17 protein-coding genes are annotated in these 15,847 nt (G+C 67.2%); all 17 read right to left on the bottom strand.

Features of this window, described 5'->3' with window-relative positions; translation table 11 throughout:
• Positions 1–10 precede the first annotated feature (10 nt).
• Positions 11–766 carry a flagellar type III secretion system pore protein FliP gene (gene fliP, locus F3I62_RS10800; RefSeq protein ID WP_160489652.1) on the bottom strand — a complete coding sequence of 252 codons (756 nt, stop codon included), beginning with the start codon at positions 764–766 and terminating at the stop codon, positions 11–13.
• Positions 763–1,194, bottom strand: coding sequence for a flagellar biosynthetic protein FliO (gene fliO, locus F3I62_RS10795; RefSeq protein WP_160489651.1), 432 nt, complete (start codon positions 1,192–1,194; stop codon positions 763–765). The genes fliP and fliO overlap by 4 nt, the downstream gene beginning before the upstream one ends.
• 7 nt (positions 1,195–1,201) lie before the next feature.
• Positions 1,202–1,675 carry a flagellar motor switch protein FliN gene (gene fliN / locus F3I62_RS10790; RefSeq protein WP_160489650.1) on the bottom strand — a complete coding sequence of 158 codons (474 nt, stop codon included), beginning with the start codon at positions 1,673–1,675 and terminating at the stop codon, positions 1,202–1,204.
• 60 nt (positions 1,676–1,735) lie between these two features.
• The gene (gene fliM / locus F3I62_RS10785; protein ID WP_160489649.1) at positions 1,736–2,707 is read right to left on the bottom strand and encodes a flagellar motor switch protein FliM; all 972 of its coding nucleotides are present in this window, start codon (positions 2,705–2,707) and stop codon (positions 1,736–1,738) included.
• A gap of 13 nt (positions 2,708–2,720) precedes the next feature.
• Complete coding sequence (fliL, locus tag F3I62_RS10780) at positions 2,721–3,248, bottom strand: flagellar basal body-associated protein FliL (RefSeq protein WP_160489648.1); 528 nt, start codon at positions 3,246–3,248, stop codon at positions 2,721–2,723.
• Between the two features lie 213 nt (positions 3,249–3,461).
• Positions 3,462–4,775 carry a flagellar hook-length control protein FliK gene (locus F3I62_RS10775; protein ID WP_160489647.1) on the bottom strand — a complete coding sequence of 438 codons (1,314 nt, stop codon included), beginning with the start codon at positions 4,773–4,775 and terminating at the stop codon, positions 3,462–3,464.
• Positions 4,776–4,863: 88 nt separating this feature from the next.
• A complete protein-coding gene (locus tag F3I62_RS10770; protein ID WP_160489646.1) occupies positions 4,864–5,214 on the bottom strand; it encodes an Hpt domain-containing protein in 351 nt (116 codons plus the stop codon).
• Between the two features lie 28 nt (positions 5,215–5,242).
• Positions 5,243–6,937, bottom strand: a complete 1,695-nt coding sequence (locus F3I62_RS10765; RefSeq protein ID WP_160489645.1) for a fused response regulator/phosphatase — start codon at positions 6,935–6,937, stop codon at positions 5,243–5,245.
• A gap of 6 nt (positions 6,938–6,943) precedes the next feature.
• Positions 6,944–7,249 carry an STAS domain-containing protein gene (locus F3I62_RS10760; protein ID WP_160079348.1) on the bottom strand — a complete coding sequence of 102 codons (306 nt, stop codon included), beginning with the start codon at positions 7,247–7,249 and terminating at the stop codon, positions 6,944–6,946.
• Between the two features lie 74 nt (positions 7,250–7,323).
• Positions 7,324–7,773: a flagellar export protein FliJ gene (fliJ, locus tag F3I62_RS10755; RefSeq protein WP_160489644.1), complete on the bottom strand. Its 450-nt coding sequence runs from the start codon at positions 7,771–7,773 to the stop codon at positions 7,324–7,326.
• Between the two features lie 3 nt (positions 7,774–7,776).
• Positions 7,777–9,138, bottom strand: a complete 1,362-nt coding sequence (fliI, locus tag F3I62_RS10750; protein WP_160489643.1) for a flagellar protein export ATPase FliI — start codon at positions 9,136–9,138, stop codon at positions 7,777–7,779.
• Positions 9,128–9,904 carry a flagellar assembly protein FliH gene (gene fliH / locus F3I62_RS10745; RefSeq protein ID WP_160489642.1) on the bottom strand — a complete coding sequence of 259 codons (777 nt, stop codon included), beginning with the start codon at positions 9,902–9,904 and terminating at the stop codon, positions 9,128–9,130. The genes fliI and fliH overlap by 11 nt, the downstream gene beginning before the upstream one ends.
• Before the next feature lie 13 nt (positions 9,905–9,917).
• Positions 9,918–10,934, bottom strand: a complete 1,017-nt coding sequence (gene fliG / locus F3I62_RS10740) for a flagellar motor switch protein FliG (protein WP_160489641.1) — start codon at positions 10,932–10,934, stop codon at positions 9,918–9,920.
• Positions 10,927–12,714, bottom strand: a complete 1,788-nt coding sequence (fliF, locus tag F3I62_RS10735; protein ID WP_160489640.1) for a flagellar basal-body MS-ring/collar protein FliF — start codon at positions 12,712–12,714, stop codon at positions 10,927–10,929. The genes fliG and fliF overlap by 8 nt, the downstream gene beginning before the upstream one ends.
• A gap of 17 nt (positions 12,715–12,731) precedes the next feature.
• Positions 12,732–13,064: a flagellar hook-basal body complex protein FliE gene (gene fliE / locus F3I62_RS10730; protein WP_160079342.1), complete on the bottom strand. Its 333-nt coding sequence runs from the start codon at positions 13,062–13,064 to the stop codon at positions 12,732–12,734.
• A gap of 133 nt (positions 13,065–13,197) precedes the next feature.
• Positions 13,198–14,625: a sigma-54-dependent response regulator transcription factor FleR gene (fleR, locus tag F3I62_RS10725; RefSeq protein ID WP_160489639.1), complete on the bottom strand. Its 1,428-nt coding sequence runs from the start codon at positions 14,623–14,625 to the stop codon at positions 13,198–13,200.
• A gap of 4 nt (positions 14,626–14,629) precedes the next feature.
• A complete protein-coding gene (locus F3I62_RS10720) occupies positions 14,630–15,844 on the bottom strand; it encodes a PAS domain-containing sensor histidine kinase (RefSeq protein ID WP_160489638.1) in 1,215 nt (404 codons plus the stop codon).
• Positions 15,845–15,847: the final 3 nt, after the last annotated feature.

Here is a 15,847-nt window from a genome sequence, read left to right as displayed (position 1 = left end):
GTGCGCCTCTCTAAATCGTGCCGAAGCTGCCGGCCAGGGTGCCCATGATCAGCGCCCAGCCGTCGATCAGGACGAACAGCATGATCTTGAACGGCAGGGAAATGATCAGCGGCGAGAGCATCATCATGCCCATGGCCATGAGGATGCTGGCCACCACCATATCGATGATCAGGAACGGGATGAAGATCATGAAACCGATCTGGAACGCGGTCTTCAGCTCGGAGGTGACGAACGCCGGGATCAGGATGGTCAGCGGCGCCTGGTCCGGCGCGGCGATGTCGGTGCGCTTGGACAGGCGCACGAACAGCTCCAGGTCGGAGGCACGGGTCTGCGCCAGCATGAAGGCCTTGATCGGCACCTCGGCCTTGCCGATCGCCTCCTGGGCCGGCAGCTGCTCGTTGAGATAGGGCTGCAGGGCCTCGCGGTTAATCTGCTCGAACACCGGCGCCATGATGAACAGCGTCAGGAACAGCGCCAGGCCGACCAGTATCTGGTTCGACGGCGTCTGCTGCAGGCCCAGGGCCTGGCGCAGGATGGAGAACACGATGATGATCCGGGTGAAGCTGGTCATCAGCATGACGAACGCCGGGATGAAGCTCAGCGCCGTCATGATCAGCAGGATCTGCAGGCTGACCGAATACTCCTGCTGCCCTTCGGCGTTGGTGCTCAGGGTGATCGCTTTGAGCGACAAGGGGTCATCGGCGCCGAACGCCAGCGGTGCCGCCAGCGCCAGCAGCAGGGTCAGCAGAATGCGCCGGGCGCTCATGTCTTGTCCTTATTGTCCTTGCCAAGCAGCTCCATCAGGCGCTGGGCGAACTCCGGGGTGGCCGGCTCGGCCTCGCCCAGGGCGACCGGCTCCTTGAGCACGTGCAGCGGGCTGATGCGCCCGGCACTGATGCCGAGGAGGATCTGCTCGCCGCCGACCTGCACCAGCAGCAGCCTGTCGCGCGGGCCCAGGGCCTGGCTGGCCACCAGCTTGATCACCTGACCGCCGCGCGGACCGAACTGCTGCACCCGGCGCATGACCCAGGCCAGGGCGAAGATCAGGCCGACCACCAGCAGCAGGCCGAGCAGCAGCTGCACCAGCTGGCCGCCGATACCGGAGCCGGCCAGCGGAGTGGCCGCGGGCGCCGCGGCGGGATCGGCCAGAGCGCTCAGCGGCAGGGCCAGCAATAGGCTGAAGAGTCTGCGCATGGTCGTCTCAGCGCAGTTTCTTGATGCGTTCGCTGGGGCTGATCACGTCGGTCAGGCGGATGCCGAACTTCTCGTTGACCACCACCACCTCGCCATGGGCGATCAGCGTGCCGTTGACCAGCACGTCGAGCGGCTCGCCGGCCAGGCGGTCGAGCTCGACCACCGAGCCCTGGTTGAGCTGCAGCAGGTTGCGGATGGAGATATCGGTGCTGCCGACTTCCATGGAGATCGACACCGGGATATCCAGGATCACGTCCAGGTTCGGCCCGTCCAGGCTGACCGGGCCGTTGCTGAGCTTGGGCCCTGCCCCGAACTCCTCCATCGCCACCCGCGGTGCCGCCGGTTGCGCCATGCCGCCGCCCTGCGCCATCAGCGCATCGATATCGTCCTGGTTGGCGTCATCGCCGGCCTCGGCCAGTGCCGCGGCCCACTCATCGGCCAGTGCCTGCTCCTCGGGGGAGGTACCTTCTTCGTCTGCCATTGCTATTCCTCGGCGGGCTGTTGTGTGGATGAGCCCGCTCAGACGGGCCCCGGCACTCGCTTAACGCAAGCGCTCGATCGGTTCGATGACCTGCATGGCCAGGTTGCCCTTGTGCGCCCCCAGCTTGACCTTGAAGGCCGGCACGCCGTTGGCACGCATGATGATGTTTTCCGGCAGTTCCACCGGGATCACGTCGCCCGGCTGCATGTGCAGGATGTCGCGCAGCTTGAGCTGGCGGTGGGCCACGGTGGCGCCCAGAGGCACGTTGACGTCGAGGATGTCCTCGCGCAGGGCCTTGATCCAGCGCTCGTCCTGGTCGTCGACATCAGACTGGAAGCCGGCATCGAGCATTTCGCGGATCGGCTCGATCATCGAGTAGGGCATGGTGATGTGCAGGTCGCCGCCACCGCCATCCAGCTCGATATGGAAGGTCGACACGACTATCACTTCGCTGGGGCTGACGATGTTGGCCAGCGCCGGGTTCACTTCCGAGTTGATGTACTCGAAGTTGACGTCCAGCACCGCGTGCCAGGCCTCCTTGAGGTCGATGAAGGCCTGGTCCAGCACCATGCGCACCACGCGCAGCTCGGTCGGGGTGAATTCGCGGCCCTCGATCTTGGCGTGGCGGCCGTCGCCGCCGAAGAAGTTGTCGACCAGCTTGAACACCAGCTTGGCGTCGAGGATGAACAGGCCGGTGCCGCGCAGCGGCTTCATCTTCACCAGGTTGAGGCTGGTCGGCACATACAGCGAGTGCACGTACTCGCCGAACTTCATCACCTGCACCCCGCCCACCGCCACATCGGCCGAGCGGCGCAGCAGGTTGAACATGCTGATGCGGGTGTAGCGGGCGAAACGTTCGTTGATCATCTCCAGGGTCGGCATGCGTCCGCGGACGATGCGATCCTGGCTGGTCAGGTCGTAGCTCTTGACGCTACCGGGTTCGGCATCGTCCTCGGTGTCGACCAGACCATCGTCGACGCCGTGCAGCAGCGCGTCGATTTCGTCCTGTGACAGCAGGTCCTGTACGGCCATGGCTGACTCCTGCCTACTGCAACACGAGATTGGTGAAGAGCACCTGTTCGACCACCATCTTGCCGGTCTCCTTCTGCGCCAGTTCCTGCACCGTGGTGGTCGCCTGCTGGCGCAGCATTTCCTTGCCCACCGGGGTGATCAACGCGGCGTAGTCCTGGCCGGAAAACAGCATCACCAGGCGGTTGCGCAGCACCGGCATATGCACCTTCAGGGCATCCAGCTCGGCCTGGTCGCGGGCCATCAGGGCCACGCTGACCTGCATGTAGCGCTGGCGGCCCTGATAGTTGAAATTGACGATGAAGGCCGGGGCAATCTGTTCGTAGATGGCCGACTTCTTGACGGGCGTCGTCTCGGCCGCCTGCTCCGCGTCGGCCTCAGGCTTGCCGTCATCCTGCTTGCCGAGGAAGAACAGCGTGGCGCCGACGGACAGGCTGACGGCCAGCAGCAGCGCCACCACGATCAGGATGATGAGCTTGAGCTTGCTCTTGCCGGCGGGCTTGTCGCCATCGGTTGGAGGTTGCGGCGCTTGTTTCTTTGCCATGCCAAAAATCCGTCGCTGATCTGGGTTTTGTCTGCGGTCAAAGGCTTAGAGCAAGTGTTATGCCACCTTGCAAACAAAGTGGCCGCTCCGGCGCCCGCGACACGGCCTGCCGATATACCAAGGCGCAGACCCGCTGTCACCCGAAAACGACTGCGCCCGGTGCTTTTCTTGGCACCGGGCGCAGCTGAACAGCTTGAATCAAGCCGCAACGGCTCAGGCGTAGTAGTCCACCAGGCCACGCAGCGCGGCGCCGGCCGCCCCGCGCAGTTCGCTGACACCGGCGAGCGACTCGACCTCGCCGTCCTGGCCGCGCCCGCCACCCGAGCCGGCCTGGCGCCGCCCGTCATCGCCACCACCCTGCCAGCCGCGGGCCAGCGACTGGTCGGACACGTTGACATCGAGCTGGCCCATGCCCTGCTGGCTGAACATGTCGCGCAGGCGCTGCAGCTGGCCTTCCAGCTGATCGCGCACGTTGGCGTTGGCGCTGACGAAGGTGACCTGGGCGGCCTGATCCTTGTTCATCTCGATGCGCACCTCCAGACGCCCCAGCTCCGCCGGGTCGAGCTGGATCTCGGCCGACTTGAGGTTCTGGCTGGACAGCCACATGACCCGGTCGACCACCGCCTCGCTCCAGGCGCCCTGCTGCATCGGCACCGGCTGCCCGGGCACCAGCGGCAGGCGCTGGGCCACGCTGGTCTGCTGGGCGATGGCCTGGCTCAAAGCGCTGAGCTTGCTGGCCAGCGCATCGGCGCGGGCATCGACCTGGCCTTCGCGGACGCCGGGCAGGCTGGTCTCCAGCCCATCGGCCAGCAGTTCGGCACTGTCGAACACCTCGTCGCCGCCCTCCTCGGCGGGCACGGCATCCCCGGCCAGGGCGGCCAGGGCATTGGCGAAGCCTTCCTCGGGGTTGGCCGCCTGCTGCGCCGCCAGCGCCCCCGGGCTCAGCTGCTGCGGGGCGGCGGCCTGGTTCTGCGCGCCGATCTCCAGGGCCAGGCGCACACCGGGCAGGCTGTTGAGCATGTCCAGTTCAGGATCATGGCTGGCCTCGCTCAACTGCGCCGGGGCGGCACTGCCGACCAGCGCCGTCGGCAGCGGGGTCGCGGGCAGCGCTTCGTCCGCCACCTCGGCGCCGAGACCGCCGGCGAGCGTCGTCTCGCCCGTCTCCTCGACCGGCAGCTGGCCGCCCAGGGCCATCAGCAGCAAGGGATCGACGGCACCCTCCTCGCCTTCGGCCAGCTCGTCGTCCGGCAAGGCCTTGCCGCTATCGGCAACGACTGGCGCTTCGCCGGCCGCCTCGGCAACCGCCGGTTCATCCGGCTTGCCGCTGTCGCTGCGTTCCTGGCCGGCCTTGGCGGCGCTCTCCTTGCGTTCCGCCGCCTTGCTCTGGCGCTCCTTGGCGTACACCTCGGCAAAGCTGGAAGCCTCGTTCTTGGCGGGCTCCGGCGCAGCGTTCGGGGCTTTGGCCACGGCAGCCTTGGGCCTGACTTCGGGGGCGCTCTGCAGCAGGAAATCCGGTGCAACGGACATGGGTACTCTCCGTTCTGGTTGGGTCGTACGGAGATATAGCAAGCACCGGGCCAGGTTCACCAGACGAGTGCGGCGCGCCGGCTGGCGCCTAACGGTAACGCTGGCGCTCGGCGCGGAACAGGATGCGCACGATGGCAAACTCGCGCTCGATCTGCTCGATCAGGGCCGGGGCTTCGTCCAGCTGCTCGCGCCGCGCAGCCTCTTCGAGCTGCTTGCATAGGCCGGCCAGCTGGGCCGCGCCCATGTTGCTGCAGCTGCCCTTGAAGCTGTGCGCCGCCAGGCGCAGCGCCTGGGCATCGGCAGCCTGCCGGGCCTGCTGCAAACCGCGCAGGCGCTCGGTCGAGTCGGCCAGGAAGGTATCCAGCAGCACCGGGTATTCGTCCTCCATGACGTCCTGTAGCGTTAGCAGCACATTGCTATCGAGGTGGAGATCAGACACCTGTTCACTCCTTGATCAAGAGCCCCGATTATGCCTGAGCGGACCAGCAGAACTCCACGCTTACGCTGCGTCCGTCCGGCGACCACTGGCAATCCCGGGCCAGCTGGCGGACCAGGCCCAGGCCGCGCCCGCTGAGGCGGTCGAGCCGCTGCGGCAGAGCCAGGGCGCCGCTGACATCGAAGCCGCTGCCGCTGTCCTCGATGCGCACCCGCAGCACCCCGCCATCGGCCTGCGGCTGCAACTCCAGGTGAAAGCGCACATAGCCCTCGGCGAGCCCGGCCAGGCGCGCGCTGCGCTCCTGGTAGTAGCGGGCGAAGCCTTCGGCGTCGCACTTGAGCGAGGAATCCAGGCCCAGCACGCCATGCTCCAGGGCGTTGGAGTACAGCTCGGCGAGCACCGTATACAAGGCCCCGCCCTGGGCCCGCAGGCCCTGCACCTCGAGCAGCAGCTGCAGCAGGAAGGGCAAGGGATTGAAGCGCTTGAGGGTTGGCGCGCGGAATTCGAAGCTGGCCGACCAGTCCAGCGGGCTGTTCAGGCCGCTGTCGGAGAAGGCCAGCGGCGGGCGGCTGAGCTGCCCCTCCTCGACCAGGCCGACTTCGATCATGCTGACGTCGTCCTGCGCCGCCCCGCGAAACGCCGCCAGCGCCTGCTGGATCTCATCGAACAGCTGCGCCGGCGGGCAATGGCCGTCGAAGATGGCCTGCAGGCGCTGCTCGCCAAACATCTGCCCGGCGCTGTCGCAGGTTTCCAGCACCCCGTCGGAGAACAGGAACAGCCGGTCGCCCAGGCCCAGCGGGTGCACTTCGTAACGATCATCGAAGCTGGCCGGGTCCAGGACGCCGAGCGGCAGGTGCCGGGAAACCAGGGCGGTGCGCGTACCCGTGGCGGCATCCAGCAGGTAGCCGTCGGGCAGGCCGCCGGTCCACACCTCCACCACCCGCCGCTGGAAGCTGAGGTTGAGCACCGTGGCGCAGCAGAACACCCCCACCGGCAGGATGCGTTTGAGCTTGGCGTTCATCTCGCGGAGGATTTCCGCCAGGGAAAAGCCCTTGGCCGTCATGCCGTAGAACACCTCGGCCAGCGGCATGGCGCCAATGGCCGCCGGCAGGCCGTGGCCGGTGAAGTCGCCGAGCAGGATATGCATGCCGCCCGAGGGCTTGAACGCGGCCAGCAGCAGGTCGCCGTTGAACAGGGCGAAGGGCGATTGCAGGTAGCGGATATTCGGCGCGTTGAGGCAGCCGGAGTGCGCCACCTTGTCGAATACCGCCTTGGCCACCCGCTGCTCGGTGAGCAGGTGTTCGTTGTGCTTGGCGATCAGGTCGCGCTGCTGCACGACCGTGTCCTGCAGGCGGCGCAGGCGGTCCATGGCGCGGATCTTGGCTTCGAGGATGACCCGGTTGTAGGGTTTGGCGAGAAAGTCGTCACCCGCCTCCAGGCAGCGCACCAGCGCTTCGCTCTCGGTCAGCGAGGTGAGGAAGATGATCGGCACCAGCGCCTCGCCGGCGCAGGCCTTGATTCGCCGCGCCGCCTCGAAGCCATCCATCACCGGCATCAGCGCATCCATCAGCACCAGCTGCGGGCGCTCCTGCTCGAACAGCATGACCGCCTCCAGTCCGTTGCTGGCGGTCAGCACGCGATGGCCCTGGCGGTTGACGATGGTGGACAGCAGCATGCGGTCCGCGGCATTGTCCTCGGCGATCAGGATGGACAAGCGCGTCGGCATGGGGGGTCAGCCGATCTGGAACAACTGTTCGAAGTTGGAGATGGAGAGGATCTTGCGCACATCCGGGTTGCAGTTGACCAGGTTGATGCGCGCATGGTCGCCACCGGCATGGTCGCGCAGCAGCAGGAGCATGCCCAGCGCCGAGCTGTCCAGATAGGTGGCGCCCTTGAGATCGACCACATAGCGCTTGGGCGTCATGTTCACCCGCTCATAGGCGTCGCGAAACTCCTGGTGCGCAGAAAAATCGAAACGCCCCTGAATCTGAATGGTCAGTTCCTGTCCGTCATCCGAGGGCAGTACGCTGATGGTCATGAAGCACTCCTTATTTTTTATGCGTGCCGTGCTGCGACAGATTTAGCACTCGGCGTCGCAGCCAGCAACCGCGATCACGACTGATCACGCGCGGGCAGGCGCTGGGCCAGCTCGTCGAGCAGTTTCTGTTCGCGTTTGTCTTCAGCCAGGCGCGCCTCGTCGAGGTAGCGCTGCACCAGCTTGCGCAGGCCTTCCAGACGAGCATAGCGCTGTTGCCAGAGACTGCGCGCCTTGCCCAGGTTGTCGCGGTGCCAGTTGACGCTCTGCTGCTGCTGGCCGATGGCGGTTTCCAGCTGCGAGAGAAACCGCTGGTAGTTCATCAGCCACTGCCCGGACACGCCCTGGCGGCCCTCGGTAATCCACTGCTGCTGGTAATCGCCGCGGTAGCGTTCGAGCTCGCCGAGCTGCGCCTCGGCCTTGCCCAGCAGGCCCTGGCAGTGGCCGAGCTGGCGCGCCGCCTCGCGCTCGGCGCGCTCGGCCATCTCGATCACCGGCGCCAGGCGCGCGGCACGACTATTGGCCATGGCTTAGGCGCCGGGTGCCGAGGGGTTGAACACCTGGGCCAGTTGCGCGGCACTGGCCGCCAGGCCTTCGCTTTCATGGAGGCCCTGGCGCAGATAGCGGGCCATGACCGGCTGGCGGGCGATGGCCAGGTCGGTGTCGGCATCGCCCCCCGGCACATAGGCGCCGACGCTGATCAGGTCGCGACTCTGCTGGTAGCGCGACCACAGCTGCTTGAAGCGCTGGGCCTGTTTGAGATGCTCGGGGCTGACCACCTGCGGCATGACCCGGCTGATCGAGGCCTCGATATCGATGGCCGGGTAATGGCCCTCCTCGGCCAGCCGGCGCGACAGCACGAAGTGACCGTCGAGCACCCCGCGCGCGGCGTCGGCGATCGGGTCCTGCTGGTCGTCGCCCTCACTCAACACGGTGTAGAAGGCGGTGATCGAACCGCCACCGGCCTCGGCATTGCCGGCGCGCTCCACCAGCCGTGGCAGGCGGGCGAACACCGAGGGCGGGTAGCCCTTGGTCGCCGGCGGCTCGCCGATGGCCAGGGCGATCTCGCGCTGGGCCTGGGCGAAACGGGTCAGCGAATCCATCAGCAGCAGGACGTTCTTGCCCTTGTCGCGGAAGTATTCGGCGATGCGCGTGCAGTACATGGCCGCCCGCAGGCGCATCAGCGGCGCGTCGTCGGCCGGCGAGGCGACCACCACCGAGCGCTTGATGCCCTCCTCGCCGAGGATCTCGTCGATGAACTCCTTGACCTCGCGGCCGCGCTCGCCGATCAGCCCGACCACGATGATCTCGGCCTCGGTGAAGCGGGTCATCATGCCCAGCAGCACCGACTTGCCCACCCCGGTGCCGGCGAACAGGCCCAGGCGCTGGCCGCGGCCGACGGTGAGCAGGCCGTTGATCGAGCGGATGCCGACATCCAGCGGCACGCTGATCGGATGGCGCTTGAGCGGGTTGATGGTCGGCCCGTCCATCGGTACCCAGTCCTCGGCCTTCATCCCGCCCTTGCCGTCCAGGGCGCGGCCGGCGCCGTCCAGCACGCGACCGAGCATCGACATGCCCATCGGCAGGCGCCCGGTATCCGGCAGCGGCACCACGCGCGCGCCGGGGGCGATACCGGTGAGGCTGCCGACCGGCATCAGGTAGACCTTGCCGGCGGAGAAACCCATGACCTCGGCCTCGACCTGCACCGGGTGGTAACTGTCGTCGTTGATCACCAGGCAGCGGCTGCCCAGCGCGGCACGCAGACCTTCGGCTTCCAGGGTGAGGCCGACCATGCGCAGCAGGCGGCCCTCGACCACCGGCTGGCTGGGCAGCGCGACGACCTCGTGATAGCCGGCCAGGCGCTTGGCGAAGCTGGTGCGTTCAAGACGCATCGGGTGCTTCCAGATCGACGTGGATGTCCGCCTCGGGCGGGCTGGTCATCTGCGCGCGCTGCTGCTCGAACAGCTGCTTGAGGGCCAGCGCCAGGCGCGTCTCGATGCTCGCGTCGATGCGGCTGTGCTCGCTCTCGACCCGGCAACCGCCGGGCTGCAGCGACTCGTCCTCGAGAATCCGCCAGCTTTCCTCGTGGCGTTCGCGCAGGGCCTTGACCAGCTCGAAGTCCTGCGGATGGATGTGGATGCGGATATTGCTGGCACCCATCGGCAACAGCTTGAGGGCCTCGCGCAGCACGCTGCGGATCTGACTGGAATCGCTGTTCAGTTCGCGCTGGATCACCTGGCGGGTCATCTGGCTGACCAGGTTGACCAGGGCCAGTTCCAGCTCCCGGTCCTGGTTGGCGATCGGCTCCAGCAACTGGCCCATCAGCTGCTCCAGGCTCTGCACCTTGAGCGCCAGGGCCGTGTCGGCCTCCTGCTTGGCCCTGAGCTGGCCGGCATGGAAGCCGTCCTTCTCGCCGGCGGCGAAACCCTCGTTGTAGGCATCCTGGCGGATCGCCTCGAGCTCATCGAGCGTCAGCGGCTTGACTTCCTCGATGGCAACTTCTTCCACCTGCGGCTGTGGCTCGGGTTCGGCAACCTGGATCGGTTCAGGCTCGGCCGGCACTGTCACCGCGGGATCGAAGCTGGGCAAGGCCCAGCGGTCGAAGCCACCGACATCCTTGGCGCGAATCAGCTCGCTGGGCGCATCCTTGGGGACCATGCTGCTATCCGCCTTAGATCATCGCCTCGCCGCCCGCGCCGCCGAGAACGATCTCGCCGGATTCGGCCATGCGACGAGCGATGGTGAGAATTTCCTTCTGCGCGGTCTCGACGTCGCTGACGCGAACCGGCCCCTTGGCGTCCAGGTCGTCGCGCAGCAGCTCGGCGGCGCGCTTGGACATGTTCTTGAAGACCTTGTCCTTGATCGCCTCGTCGGCGCCCTTGAGCGCCAGCACCAGCACGTCGGAGGACACCTCACGCATCAGCGCCTGGATGCCCTTGTCGTCGACATCGGCGAGGTTGTCGAAGACGAACATCAGGTCCTCGATCTGGCTCGACAGGTCCTCGTCCACTTCGCGGATCGAGTCCATCAGCTGGCCTTCGATCGAGCTGTCGAGGAAGTTCATGATGTCGGCGGCGCGCTTGACCCCGCCGAGGTTGGCGCGGGTGGTGCTGGCACTGCCGGAGAACTGCTTCTCGAGGATCTGGTTGAGTTCCTTGAGTGCCGCCGGCTGCACGGTATTCAGCGAAGACACGCGCAGGACGATGTCCAGGCGCACCTTGTGGTCGAAGTGGCCGAGTACTTCGCCGGCCTGGTCGGGGTCGAGGTAGGCGACCACGATGGCCTGGATCTGCGGGTGCTCGTAGCGGATCACGTCGGCCACGGCGCGCGGCTCCATCCACTTCAGGCTGTCCAGGCCGCTGGTGCTGCCGCCGAGGAGGATGCGGTCGATCAGGTTGCCGGCCTTGTCCTCGCCCAGGGCCTGGGTGAGCATCTTGCGGATGTAGCCGTCGGCGCCGACGCCCAGGCTGGTCTGGTCGCCGACTATGTCGACGAACTCGCTCATCACGCCCTCGACCTGCTCGCGCTGGATATTGCGCATGCCTGCCATGGCCACGCCGACCCGCTGCACTTCCTTGGGCCCGAGATGACGCAGCACCTGCGCGGCATCGGTCTCGCCGAGGGACAGCAGGAGGATGGCGGCCTTGTCGACCTTGTTCAGCTTGGCTGCGGTGCGATTATCACTCATCGGCGTTGATCCACTCTTTCACCACCTGGGCCACGCGGCCCGGATCTTCTGCCACCAGGCTCTTGATGGCGTTCAGCTGCGCATCATACCCCTCGGACGGGCTGGGCAGCAGGATGCTTTGCGGGCCGCCGAGGCTCACCCGGTCGGCCGACAGCTCGCCGTCCAGGCCGCCCATGTCGCCGAGGTCGACGTCGCCGGCACGACCGCCAGCGGAGCCCTTGCCGGCGGTGGTGATGTTGTTGAGCACCGGACGCAGCACGCCGAACACCAGCACCAGGATGAACAGCACGCCAAGCACCTGCTTGACCACATCCCAGAACCAGGGCTGCGAGTAGAACGGAATCTCGATGGTTTCCTCGCCGGTGTCGGCGACGAAGGCGGTATTGATCACGCTGACGCTGTCGCCGCGGCTGGCGTCGAAGCCCACGGCGTCCTGCACCAGGCGGGTGAAGCGCGCCAGTTCCTCGGCGCTCCAGGGCGTGCGGGTGGTTTCGCCGGTTTGCGCATCGATCTTGATCTGGTCATCCAGCACCACGGCCACCGACAGGCGTTTGAGGCGGCCCTGCTGCTGCTTGGTGTAGCTGATCGAACGATCCAGCTCGAAGTTGCGGGTGGACTGCTCGCGCTTGTCGGCCGGGTACGGCGCCAGCATCGGCAGACCGGTGGCCGGGTCCATGACCTGCTGGCCATTGGCATCCAGCAGCGGTTGCCCGGAGGCGATCGGCCCGGCCGGGGCCGGTTGGGCCGGAGCCGCCTGCTGCGGGGCGGCTGCCGCGCCCGGCGGCTGGTTGCTCAGGGCACCCGGCACGCCTTGCGGCGGCAGGCTGCTGGAGCGCTGTTCGTTGACCTGCTGCTCGCTGCGCAGCGCCGGCTGGTCCGGGTTGAACATTTCCGAGGTCGATTCGACCGCGCTGAAGTCGACATCGGCGGAGACTTCCGCCTTGTAGCGGCCGTTGCCCAGCACCGGCTGCAGAATGTTGTGCACGCGCTGGGTGAACAGGCTCTCCATGCGCCGGCTGTAGTCGAACTGCTTGCCGGCCATGCTCAGCTCGGACATTTCCTGCTGGTCGGAGAGCAGGTTGCCCTTCTGGTCGACCACGGTGATCTGCGACTTGGTCAGCTCCGGCACGCTGGTGGCGACCAGGTTGACGATGGCCATCACCTGGCTCGGCTCCAGGGAACGGCCCGGATACAGCTCGACCAGCACCGAGGCGCTGGGCTTGCGTTCGTCGCGGACGAACACCGAACTCTTCGGGATGGCCAGGTGCACGCGGGCCGCCTTGACGTTGTTCAGGCTGGAGATGGTGCGGGCCAGCTCGCCTTCCAGGCCACGGCGGTAACGGGTGGCTTCCATGAACTGGCTGGTGCCCAGGCCCTGCTCCTGGTCGAGGATTTCGAAGCCGACGTTGCCGTCGCGCGGCGCCACGCCGGCGCTGGCCAGCTTCATCTGCGCGCGGCCGTAGTCTTCCGACTTGACCAGCAGGGCGCCGGAATTCGGCTCGATGGTGTAGGCGATATCGGCGGCGGCCAGGGTCTCGACCACCTGGTTGGTGTCCATGCCCGCCAGGCTGCCGTACAACGGCCGGTAATCCGGCTGCTGCGACCAGAGCACAACGGCGAAGCCGATCGCCACGCTGGCGGCCAGGCCGACCAGCAGGCCGATCTGCCGCAGCATGGACATGTCGGAGAGGTTTTCCAGGAACGACAACCCGAACAGGGGTTTCTTCGACTCGGCCGCCGAGGTGGTGGCGGGTACGTTTGCAGCGACTGCTTCAGCCATGACTCAACTCCGCCCCGTTAGACCGGCATCTGCATGATGTCTTGGTAGGCCTGGACCAGCTTGTTGCGCACCTGGGTCATCGCCTGGAAGGACACGCTGGCCTTTTGCGAGGCAATCATCACGTCGGTGATGTCGACGCCGCCCTGGCCCATCTCGAAGGCGTTGGCCAGCTGCGTCGAAGCCTGCTGGGTCTCGTTCACCTTGCCCACGGCCTGGCCGAGCATGTCGGCGAAGCTTGGCGCTCCCGGCTCCGCCACGCTGGCGACAGGCGGCTTCTGCTTGGCCATGGCTTCCATCTGCATGGAGCGCATTTCCAACATCAGGCGATTGAACTCGACACCTTGACTCATGATCGTTCTCCGGCGGCCGCGGTTTTTTGACGCTACGCGGCTCTGTACAGAGGTATTAGCAACAAGGGTGCCAAAAAGCGCAGGCCCGCACAGGGCGGGCCAGGGGATGCTCCGGGAAGAACGCCGCAGGGGGTCAGCTGGCGAACAGGTAAGCCTCGACATCCATGCCGGCATCGCGCATCTGCGCGAGCTTGTAGCGCAGGGTGCGCGGGCTGATGCCCAGGCGCTCGGCGGCTTCCTTGCGGCGGCCACGCTCGGAACGCAGGGTGTCGATGATCACCTGGAACTCGCGGCGACGCAGGTCTTCGCCCAAGGCGCCCCCCGCCTCCACCGGCGCAACCGGTGTGACCGTCGATTCGACGGCCGCTACCGGCGGCGCCGTCGGCACCAGGCTCAAGGGCGGCGCTGCCACAGACACGGGAGCCATGCCGATCGGCGCGGTCAGGCACAGGTCCTGGGGCTGGATCAGCCCGCCCTGCTGCAGGATCAGCGCACGCTGGATGGCATTATCCAGCTCGCGCACGTTACCTGGCCAGGGGTGAGCGAGCAGGCAGGCGCGAGCCTGGGGCGAGAGCTGCACGGCGGCGTGGTTCATTTTTTTGACGTGCTTGGCCAGCAGGCGCTCGGCCAGCGGCAGAATATCGGCGGGACGCTCGCGCAGCGCCCGCCAGGCCAGCGGGAACACCGACAGGCGATAGTAGAGGTCCTCGCGGAAACGCCCGGCCGCCACTTCGCCGGCCAGGTCGCGGTTGGTGGTGGCCAGCACGCGGATATCCAGGTTGATCGGCTTGCGCGCGCCGACCCGCTCCACTTCGCGCTCCTGCAACACGCGCAGGAGCTTGGCCTGCAGCGCCATGGGCATCTCGGAGATTTCGTCGAGGAGGATGGTGCCGCCTTCGGCCAGCTCGAACTTGCCCGGCTGGGCGGCAATCGCCCCGGTGAATGCGCCCTTCTCATGACCGAACAGGGTGGCCTCGAGCATGTTGTCCGGAATCGCCGCGCAGTTGATCGCGATGAACGGCTTGCCGGCCCGCGGCGATTGCTGGTGGATGTAGCGCGCCAGCACCTCTTTACCGGTGCCCGACTCGCCGGAAATCAGCACGGTGGAGTCGCTGCGCGCCACCCGCGCGGCCAGCTCCAGCAGCTGCAGGCTGGCCGGCTCGAAGGCCACCGGGCCGTCCTGCTCGGCCGCGCCGAGGCGACCGAGGGCGTGGCGGGCCACCAGATCGAGCAGGGCCCTGGGTTCGAACGGCTTGACCAGGTAATCGGCGGCGCCCTGGCGGATCGCATCCACGGCCCGCTCCACCGCACCGTAGGCGGTCATCAGCAGCACCGGCAGCTGCGGGTAGCGGCTACGGATCAGCCCGAGCAGCTGATGGCCATCCATGCCCGGCATGTTGACGTCGCTGACCACCAGGCTGAAGGCCTCCTCGGTCAGCGCCAGCAGCGCGTCCTCGGCACACTCCACCGCACGCAACTCGTGCCCGCCGAGCAGCAGGGTGTCGGCCAGCGCCTCGCGCAGTGCACGGTCGTCTTCAACCAGCAGAATCTTGGCAGTCATGGCGTTACTCCTGGTTAACCGATGGCGCCGCGGGAAGCCGCGGCAGAACGAGGGTGGCGCAAGTGCCGCGGCCAACGCGCGAGCGCAGCTGCAGTTCGCCCTGGTGGGCGCGCGCCACCGCCTGGACCACGGCGAGGCCGAGGCCGGTTCCGGTGGTCTTGGTGGTGAAGAAAGGCTCGCCGAGGCGCGCCAGGGTGTCCGGGGCGATGCCCTGGCCGTTGTCGCTGACGCACAGGCGCAGGCTGTTGCCGCGCGCATACAGATGGATCTTCAGGCGCGCCTCGCGGCCGGCGGCCTGGATCGAGTTCTCGATCAGGTTGAGCACGGTGCCGACCAGGGTGTCGCGATTGCACAGCAGCTCGCCGCCGCGGGCGTCGCACTGCCAGCGCACGTTCAGGCCCTGCACATGCGACTCGGCGGCACTGCGCAGGGCAGCGAACAGCGCCGCCGGGGCGAGGCGATCCGGCAGGGGCAGCTCGCCCCGGGCAAACACCAGCATGTCGCGCACCTGGTGCTCCAGCTCGTGCAGGCGTTCCTTCAGGCGCCCGGCGAAGCGCTGCTGCTGCTCCAGCGGCAACGCCTGTTCGGCCAGGTGGCTGGCATACAGCAGGGCCGCCGACAGCGGTGTGCGAATCTGATGGGCCAGCGAGGCGACCATGCGCCCGAGGGCCGACAGGCGCTCGTGACGCGACAGCTGATCCTGCAGGCGACGGGTTTCCGTCAGGTCGGTGAGCAATACCAGCTGCCCCGGCTCGCCATGCAGCGAACGGGTGGCGATGGACAGCCGGCGGCCATCCTTGAGGGAAATTTCATGACCGTCATCCTCGCGCGGGGCAAAGCTGCGCTGAATGACTTCGCGCCAGAGCATGCCGACCAGGGGCTTGACCAGCAGGTTGCGCGCCACCGGATTGGCCTCGCGCACCACGCCCTGGCCATCGATGACGATGACGCCGCCCGGCAGCAGATCGAGCAGGCTCTGCAGGCGATGGGCCAGGCGCTCCTTCTCCGCCAGCTCCTGCATGCGCTGGGCACTGACCAGCGCCAGCTGGCCCTTGAGCTCGGTGACCCGGGCCTCGAGCATGCTGTAGGAGGCCGTGAGCTGCGTCGACATCTGATTGAACAGCTCGAACGCCTGCTCCAGGCTCGCACGGCTGGCTTGCTCGACGGGCGCGGGGGCCACGGATTGCGGGGTTTGCGGCTGTTGGGCGGCCTGACTCATGCT

Source organism: Pseudomonas sp. R-28-1W-6, from assembly GCF_009799925.1.
GTDB lineage: Bacteria > Pseudomonadota > Gammaproteobacteria > Pseudomonadales > Pseudomonadaceae > Aquipseudomonas.
Note: the sequence above shows the minus strand (reverse complement) of the source record. Positions and strands in the feature narration are given on the sequence as shown.